The following is an 8,101-nucleotide window of genomic DNA, read 5'->3' as shown; positions in this document are numbered from 1 at the left end:
ACGTTTCACTTAATGGAGGCAAATTATACGTCAGTTATAACAATGTCAGTGGTTCGAACCAGTGGTCATACAGCAACCAGTTCCACTGGGACCCAGAGTACCATGTCTATGGCAAAATATTACGGGTTTTTGACTACACTTGGGTATGGAGTACTTCTGGTAATCCTGCAGATAGTTATGAAACTCCAGAACAGGGTCCATTGTTCATTATGTTTGAAGTTGGCACCAACTTGACCGGGGGCGGAGCCTCAGCGCCATCTAATATTGGTTATGCAAATGTCACTTACAGGTTCTTTAAATGGGGCTGGATCACTGAAACAAAAACAACCATTACTTATGATTTCAAATATGGTCAGTGGTGGGGATTTTGGAATAGTTATGATGAAGGGTTGCATATTGGAAACAGTTGGAGATTTGTACGTCAACTAGATGAGGGACGATACAAGGATGGAAATTACCCATATACTCATTCTATAGACCCTTATACGCAGGTTTATCAGATAGGCAAACCATATTGGTTTACAATTTATGATTCCGGTACTGGTCGAGCCGCCGGTGTGGTAGATTTGATTGTTCCAACTGTTAGCAGTGGTCCTAAAGGCTGGCAGTATGTAATAGATGGAACTGATTCCCCAGAACAGTGGAAAAGAGAGTGGCCCAGTCTCAAGCTGAAAAATGGCGGCTATGTATTTGAAAAATATGCATTCTATATCTGGGACGCCTCTGGAGGCAAACTTTCTCCGTTCACAAACTTTGCGGATGGAGTGAGTGCTATTCAGAGAGAACAATATCCTTTAGGCATCACTGTTTCGGCTGAGGAGTATATTCACTATACTGTTAATGTCCACGTAACTGATCATGATGGAAGTAACCTGGCAAATGCAAACATAACCGTCAACGCTTCTTCACCGTTTAGCAAAATTACCAATTCTACTGGTTGGGCCACATTCTACCTTGAGCCCAGGACCTACAACTTTAGCGCGGTATGGAATGGGAACACAATCTACGAGTACTACGTGAACTCCACAATCAGGACAATCGATGCACATGTGAACATTGACTTGGTTTTTGACAACATTACTACTCTGTGGTGTAGAACGCAGTATTTACCGGATGGTAACCCCATTCAAAACGCATACGTTAATTTGACTCTGCAAGGGACAACGACGTTGGTTGATTCGGCTCATGTTAATTTAACTGGTTGGGCTGAGTTTCACATAAATAGGTCCAGTTGGTTTGGTAACTACGATGCCAAAGCCTACTACGATAACGGTACCCTCATTGACCAATATTTAAACCAAAACATTGACAGCAGTACTACTCTCTATTTCAATGTTACATTAGCTGCTGAGCAAAAGTACACCTATATTTTGGCTAATGCAACTTCTGTTAATCCCACTTGGGGAGAAGATGTGGTCTTAAAAGTTTACTGGAGAGATTCGAATGGAAACAATCTCAACACCTCAAACCCCTACGTTGGAGGAACTTTTAACTGGACTCTAAAATTCATTAATGGAACATTTGTAACTGAACTAGTAGACTTGACTCCCCAGGGCTCCGGCTCAGACATATACTACTTAGTTAGTTTGTCCTTCTCGCTATTGTTCGGTGGGGAAACATACCAAGTCTACATGAGCGCAGCAGCAGAAAACTCCACATATCTACCCGCCGCGAATCAGACCATTGTTTATGTTCAGGCTGCTACTTTCAATGTACAGGTGGCTCCGCTTTCTGGTCCTTACTATTGGAAGCATTCGGATATTCCTCTGTGGGTTTATGTTACTAACGATGCTACTGGTGTGCCGGTTTCCTCTGCAACCGTGTCCTTTTCCATATTAGGGACGTCGGTTTCTGGTTCACTGATTAACTCTGGTTCGGGTAACTATACTTACACGATTCTAAAAAGTGTGGTTGAGTCCAGCCTTTCTGCTGCCACTTATGGTTTGAGGTTCAATGTTTCAAGTGTTAATTATACTGCTTACAGTACGATTACTCAGCTTGTGATTACTCCCGCGCAGACAGAGTTTCTATATGCTTCTTTGCTAATAGGTACCTACGGAGACGCTTTGCCCATTTCCGTAATATACAGAGATAGTGTGGATGGGACTCCACTTTCCGAGGGCACTGTTAGTTACTCTGTTGTGAATCAGCCAGTTTATGGCAACCTCTTTCCAGATCCCTCCACTGGTGGTAATTGGACTGCTAATTTCAATTCTACGTGGCTTTATCCTGGCTATTACGTTTTGAGATTAACGGCGTACAGTACCAATTATGAGGGGCACACCGATTTTATTCCCTTGGTTATTCAGCCGATTACGATGGAAATAGTGTCTGAGGACATAATTTCCAAGCGGGTTAATGATGAGCTGTTAATCAGTCTTCAGCTTAACGACACTCATAATGCTGAGCTTGTCCACAATGCAACGGTTTGGTACACGATCAAGACCAGCAACGGGACTCTTATTGTGCCTGCCAAGTCTCTCATTGACCCTCTAGATAATGGAACATATTCTGCTTCGTTGACTCTGCTACCCAGTCTCACTCCTCCCGGTAATTATAGAATAGAGATTTCTGCTGTGAAGGAGAATTACACTGCATCCAAAAAAGTTATCCAGCTGATTGTTCAAGGTATTCCGACCGTTATATCGGCCTCCACATTTTACCTATCATCTCTAAACAACCCCGCAGTGTTCTTCTTTAGCAACTTTGGACAAACAGAAAACAACATGCCATTCGCAATATTTATATTTAGATATGCAGATAGCACAGGGTCGATGATACCGAACGCCTCCATTTCTGCAAGTGGCTTGCCTCTGTTCTCTCTAGGCGACGGTAACTATGCTGTGATTATTCCAACCTATGGTTTGCCCGCATCAGCTTATCCCATTGTGGTCAGTGGAAACGCATACCTATACGAGCCACAACAGTCGCTTTTCCTCTTGCAAGTGAAGGAGAGATCAGTTCTAATTCCATTAGTGAATATTCGTGTACCTTTCACCATGTTTCTAGTTATAATCTTCTCTATAGCGATACCCGTAAGCTTGTTTTCCACTTACTCTTATGTGAAAAGAGCAAGGATTCCTGCTATTATTCGGAGAATTGACCAGTTAATAAAGGCCATGAGTCGCGGAGAGAAGGTTGATGTGAGATTAGTCCCGCGTGAGAGTGTGATATCCAAAGTTCTGGCTTATGAAACGAGTATTATAGGTGTGGAGCCCAGAGTTGAAGGGTACGTTCCTGTTGAACTTGCAGACCGCTTAGTACCTTTACTGGTAGAGTCTGGAATGGCAGAAAACGAAGCCTATGCACTAGTTACGGAGCTGAAGAAAGCAACCCCAGTGGACCGAGAAAAACTTTTAGAATCTGTCGGTGTACCAAGTGAGATCAGTGCCCGAATTAGCCAGATCCTCGAAGAGGAAGAAGAAAAACCAGAAAAATTTCTTAAAACCAAAGAAACACCACCTGAACCAGAGGAAAAACCGGAAAAAGGATCAAAAAAGGAAGAAGAAACCGAATCAGCTGAGGAAGAAACAGAGACTGAAGAAACTGAAGAAACCGAAGAGACCGAAGATGAATCTTAAAAAAAAGGGTAATAATAAAGGATTCATCTATTTGGGTCTAAAGGAAAAGCAGTGATAAAACCTTTATATTTTTTTATTTTTTTACTTCTTTAGTTAATAATTAAAATATGATATTATGTTATTGTGCTTTTTTTACTATTTTAGGTATTATCTGGAATTGTTTTCTAAATATTTATTAACTATTTTTTACAATTTCTATGGTCGGCATTCACAACACTTTCCTTAACTTTTATGTTAGCAAATCTTGTATTTTTTCAGCAGCTTAAAAGGCCCAGTTCTTAGAGTAATTTGTCTTATTCGGCATTTTTGTTAAAAATTTTGGGGTGTAAAAGTCTTTTGTACACTTAGGTTTGGAGTGTCCTCTCTCACATTTTTGAACACTTCCCCGCATTTTGCCCCTCTTGGTTTTTGCCTCCGGGGTTTTTCCTCCTCCTCTTCTATTTTGAATTCTCCGGGTTCCAGTAGGCGTATGTGGGTTCCTCTGCGTCTGGCCTTGTTTTTTCTGCGGGGTTTTCCCAGTTGTGGTGGGGTAGGGTTACGCATTGCTCTCTTCTTATGTGGATTATCCTCAGGGGATACAATTAATTAGGCGTTACCTTTCGTGTGCATGTTCGGAAAGTGTTTTACGTCTCTCTGGTGGAAGCCTTTTTTGCGGTGATTCTGCCTTGTGGAAAACGCCGAATTGCGCCCCTAATGAGAGTAATTGAGCCGAAAAACGCACAACGCACAACAGGTGTCAATCAGTTAATAGTGTCTCAGGGTGGTCAGTAAGGCATAAATAGGCAGAAATGAGAGCAACTGTTGGGCAGAATGAGAATAATTGTTTAGAGTAGTGTTTCTAACATTTTTTATTAATTATTTAAAGGCGAAGCACTACTCCAACTTTTAGGTTAAAATTACACAAAAGACTTTTACGCCCACATTTTGTTACGTGAATTTTCTCAGACTGGATTCGAAAAGTTTATGTTCAAAAATTCCAAAATAATAATTAAAAATGAGAGTGCTTACATTGACTGAGGAACAGGGAAAGCAGAAAAGTGAGGCAAAACAACCGGCAGGTTGGATAATTGCTTTTGTGGGTCTGCCGACGGCAATCATATGGATTATGTGGACTAACTTTTATATTCACTATTTGGAAGGCTACACGGTAAACATGATGCTTTTCGCAGTTTTTCTGCCCTACATGCTTCCTTACCTTAACACCAGCCTCTTTATGACACTCTACGTCCTCTTCCAACTTATACTATACAGCTCCTCAAGAGAACTCATGATACTATTATGGTACTCTGGACTCGTAATGGCAGCGATAATCTTTTTAATTGCAGACTTACTTCAAATACTTTTGGGAAACGAATCAGGACACACAGTAATCTCCAAAGTCTTTGCATGTGTGGGCATTATTTTAACAGTTCTAATGTTTCTCGGAACGCAAATAGCCTTTTACACCTTCATAGCCCGCATCCCCCTCTATATAGCCACAGGAGTACTAATAAAAGGATAAAAACCACAAAATTACCCTACTTAGCTTCAGTAAGGGAAAACGGAAAATAGGGGTCCTAAAATTTTTTTCCTCTTTTTTCGCGTTTTTCGCCTCTCAGAACTATATGTCTAGATAACACTCCGGAGCATTGGTTTGTTGGGGCTTGCAACAGCAGAAAGAGTTAACACCAAATAATATCATCTTCCAAAAAGCATAGAGAAACACACAGGCACAAATCTTAAGACAATGCTGGCGAAAACCGAAACCGCCCAAAACATGAAAAGCCAAAAGGTGGTCTGGGCCGGAGAAGAAGCCCAACCACAAATCGAAACCTAAAAGGTATGTTTCCGTCGCCGCCAGTTGGGCGGAGACACACATAAAGCGCCTGCCAGAGTGGAGAGGTTCATGCCCCAAAAGGGCAGGTGCTCCCCTATGAAGCAGGAACCGAACACCATTTAGGCTGTGTGTCTTAAATGGGTAAGTTTCGGACAACGGTTTTACAAATACCTGCTGTGATGTAAAAGACCTGTACGTGGAAAAAATAAAACCCGAAAATCCTCATCGATATCTCTTCAAAGATGAATGGGTAGACGCAGAAGTAGTTGGAGAGGAATTCCATGTTAGGGGAAAAGAGGAATCGGTTGTAAAAGAGATTATTATCACCCGACACGGACCGATCATTGATACGATTCTCTTAGGAATTGCTAACTCTACTCCTAGGAAGTAGACTGGAAAAACTCTGGCTCTGCAATGGACTGGCCACGATCCCAGTAATCTTTTGCTAGGTTTCTTTAAGCTTAACAAGGCGAAGAATTGGCAGGAGTTCCGAGAGGCTTTGAGACAAATTTCTTGGGCCTCACAAAATGTGGTTTATGCTGACAGACAAGGAAATATAGGTTTTCAGACTTTTGGGAAAATACCTATTAGGGCTAAGGGTACTGGAATAGTTCCTGTTCCCGGCTGGACCGACGAATACAGATGGATTAGTTGAATACCATTTGATGAGTTGACCAGTGCTTTTAACCCTGATACCCACTATATTGCTACTGCGAACCAGAAGATTGTGAATGATGATTATCCATATTTTATTAGCCATGACTTTCTGCCACCCTACCGAATACGGCGAATCTTCCAGATGCTAAACGAAAAAGAGAAACTATCAGTGGAGGATTTTAAGAGAATGCAGACTGATGTCAAAAACCTATTCGCCGAGGAGTTAGCTCCCTTTCTCATTAAACTTAAACCACAAAACGAAAAACAGGAAAAGGCAATAGATTACATTAAGAACTGGGATTTTTACGTTACCAGGGAGAGTGCTGCCTCCTCAATATTTGAGATATGGTATAGTATTCTGAAAGATTTTTGTCTTTTTTTGGCTCGTGAAAAAAGCCTTTATTTGGCTTCTTTTCCGAAAATAAGCCTTTAAACGGTAGATCGTATAATTGATTTCCGACAAAAATTATTGGAAATACTATACTACAAGCTCGTGGAAAAGATACTTAAGAAAAAGCTTGGCGAAAAGTTGTTTGACTTCTATTTCAGGATGAAAACATGGGCAAACGAGTTTGACACCTACTCAATACCCGAACTGCTGAAGTATCCCTCAGACTTCTGGTTTGAACAAGGCACTGGAACAAGCACCGAAAAGAGAGACAAATTACTGCTATCATGTCTTCAAGAAACTACTGAAGAATTAACAAAAACTCTCGGAGAGGATATGGATGAATGGCAGTGGGGAAAAATACACGCAGTCACATTCAAACACCAATTAGGACTATTTCCCCCCTATGGCAGGGTTCTCAATAGAGGACCCTACCCGCAACAGGGAGACCTTAACACGGTGAACTGCTCAGGAATGGATCCCGGACAAGGATACGAACAAATCACGCTACCAAGCTATAGACAGATTATAGATTTGAGTAATTGGGAGAATTCTCTTAGTATACATTCAACTGGGCAATCAGGAAACCCCGCTAGTCCTCACTATGGCGACTTCATTGAGAAATGGTTGAATGTAGAGTATCACCCAATGCTATTTGAAAAAGAAACCATAGAGAAAAAAGCCAAGCAGTTACTAACACTATTGCCCAAAAAGTAAGAGGGTTACTTAAAATTTTTTAGAAAAGTGGAGAAGAATTAGAAAAGAATTCATGTCAAGTCCGATATTTCTGGGCCTAGGGGTAGTGTTCTTCTGAATCCTTCGTTCTCCACAGCGTTTTGTACATCGCCAACGATTTTGACATCTATGTTTAATCTTTCAGCTATTTCACTATTTTTCATTCCATTTTCCAAAAGGTAGAGAATCGCATCCAATTGATCAAAACTCATTCCGATGATAAATTCATCCGTTATCACTTTACCAATAAGAATGTCCGGGCTAGGGGCTTTCACTATGATTTTTCTGGGCACCTCTAAAAATTTTGCTAGTTGTCTAACTTGAGTTTTATAAAGAGGTCGTAATAGTGTAATATCGCATGCTCCATCCCCCTGCTTGTCGTAATGACCAATCGTGTACTCTGTTTTGTTTGTCGAACCTACTGATAGGTAATTGTGGTATCGAGCATAATGATTGATTATGACACCGCTGAGTCTCACTTTAGTCATGGTAAAGGCTGTGGCTGGCCCGCCTTTAATCTTAGATGTTTTAAGACCTAGTATACTACTGCTGTGAACCATGGTGAATGTGGATGAACGCCTAATGTTCTTAAATCTTTTTTCTAGTTGCTTCCTATTTCTAGCCACTTTATCTGGAAGGATATCATAGAGACCAATTTGGCTAAAAATGGGAGTCAAGTTTATTATTTTATAATCTATTTTAAGCTTTTCAGCGAAATATTTAGCATCCCTAATATTTTCAGCTTCACTATCCGTTGTCCGAAACTTACCCATTTAAGACACACAGCCTAAATGGTGTTCGGTTCCTGCTTCATAGGGGAGCACCTGCCCTTTTGGGGCATGAACCTCTCCACTCTGGCAGGCGCTTTATGTGTGTCTCCGCCCAACTGGCGGCGACGTAAGCCAGATTCAAAGCAGCATTCAA

Annotated in this window: 6 protein-coding genes and 1 pseudogene; 4 read left to right on the top strand and 3 right to left on the bottom strand. The window is 41.2% G+C overall.

Annotation, left to right across the window (positions count from 1 at the left end; genetic code table 11):
• Positions 1 to 3,581, top strand: a 3,581-nt coding sequence (locus ACUVXA_RS10785; RefSeq protein ID WP_445871266.1) for a hypothetical protein, incomplete at its 5' end; no start/stop codon positions are given.
• Between the two features lie 309 nt (positions 3,582 to 3,890).
• On the opposite strand, the gene ACUVXA_RS10780 is transcribed toward ACUVXA_RS10785, so the two are convergent.
• Complete coding sequence (locus tag ACUVXA_RS10780) at positions 3,891 to 4,124, bottom strand: hypothetical protein (RefSeq protein WP_445871265.1); 234 nt, start codon at positions 4,122 to 4,124, stop codon at positions 3,891 to 3,893.
• Positions 4,125 to 4,199: 75 nt separating this feature from the next.
• On the opposite strand from ACUVXA_RS10780, the gene ACUVXA_RS10775 reads away from it, so the two are divergent.
• Together ACUVXA_RS10775 and ACUVXA_RS10770 are read left to right on the top strand one after the other, a co-directional pair.
• Positions 4,200 to 4,352 (top strand): hypothetical protein, encoded by a 153-nt coding sequence (locus ACUVXA_RS10775; protein ID WP_445871264.1) that lies wholly within the window; start codon positions 4,200 to 4,202, stop codon positions 4,350 to 4,352.
• 238 nt (positions 4,353 to 4,590) lie between these two features.
• Positions 4,591 to 5,082, top strand: coding sequence for a hypothetical protein (locus ACUVXA_RS10770; RefSeq protein ID WP_445871263.1), 492 nt, complete (start codon positions 4,591 to 4,593; stop codon positions 5,080 to 5,082).
• Positions 5,083 to 5,181: 99 nt separating this feature from the next.
• Here the strand turns inward: ACUVXA_RS10770 and ACUVXA_RS10765 are convergent, their stop codons facing one another.
• A complete protein-coding gene (locus tag ACUVXA_RS10765) occupies positions 5,182 to 5,553 on the bottom strand; it encodes a hypothetical protein (RefSeq protein ID WP_445871262.1) in 372 nt (123 codons plus the stop codon).
• A 13-nt stretch (positions 5,554 to 5,566) separates the two neighbouring features.
• On the opposite strand from ACUVXA_RS10765, the pseudogene ACUVXA_RS10760 reads away from it, so the two are divergent.
• Positions 5,567 to 7,159 (top strand): annotated as a pseudogene (locus ACUVXA_RS10760) (penicillin acylase family protein); the annotation flags it as partial.
• Positions 7,160 to 7,209: 50 nt separating this feature from the next.
• On the opposite strand, the gene nadE reads toward ACUVXA_RS10760, so the two are convergent.
• Positions 7,210 to 7,950, bottom strand: a complete 741-nt coding sequence (gene nadE / locus ACUVXA_RS10755; protein ID WP_445871261.1) for an NAD(+) synthase — start codon at positions 7,948 to 7,950, stop codon at positions 7,210 to 7,212.
• Positions 7,951 to 8,101 lie beyond the last annotated feature (151 nt).

The organism is Candidatus Jordarchaeum sp., assembly GCF_052745115.1.
The sequence above is the reverse complement of the archived record's forward strand: the minus strand, read 5'-3'. Positions and strand labels throughout refer to the sequence as shown.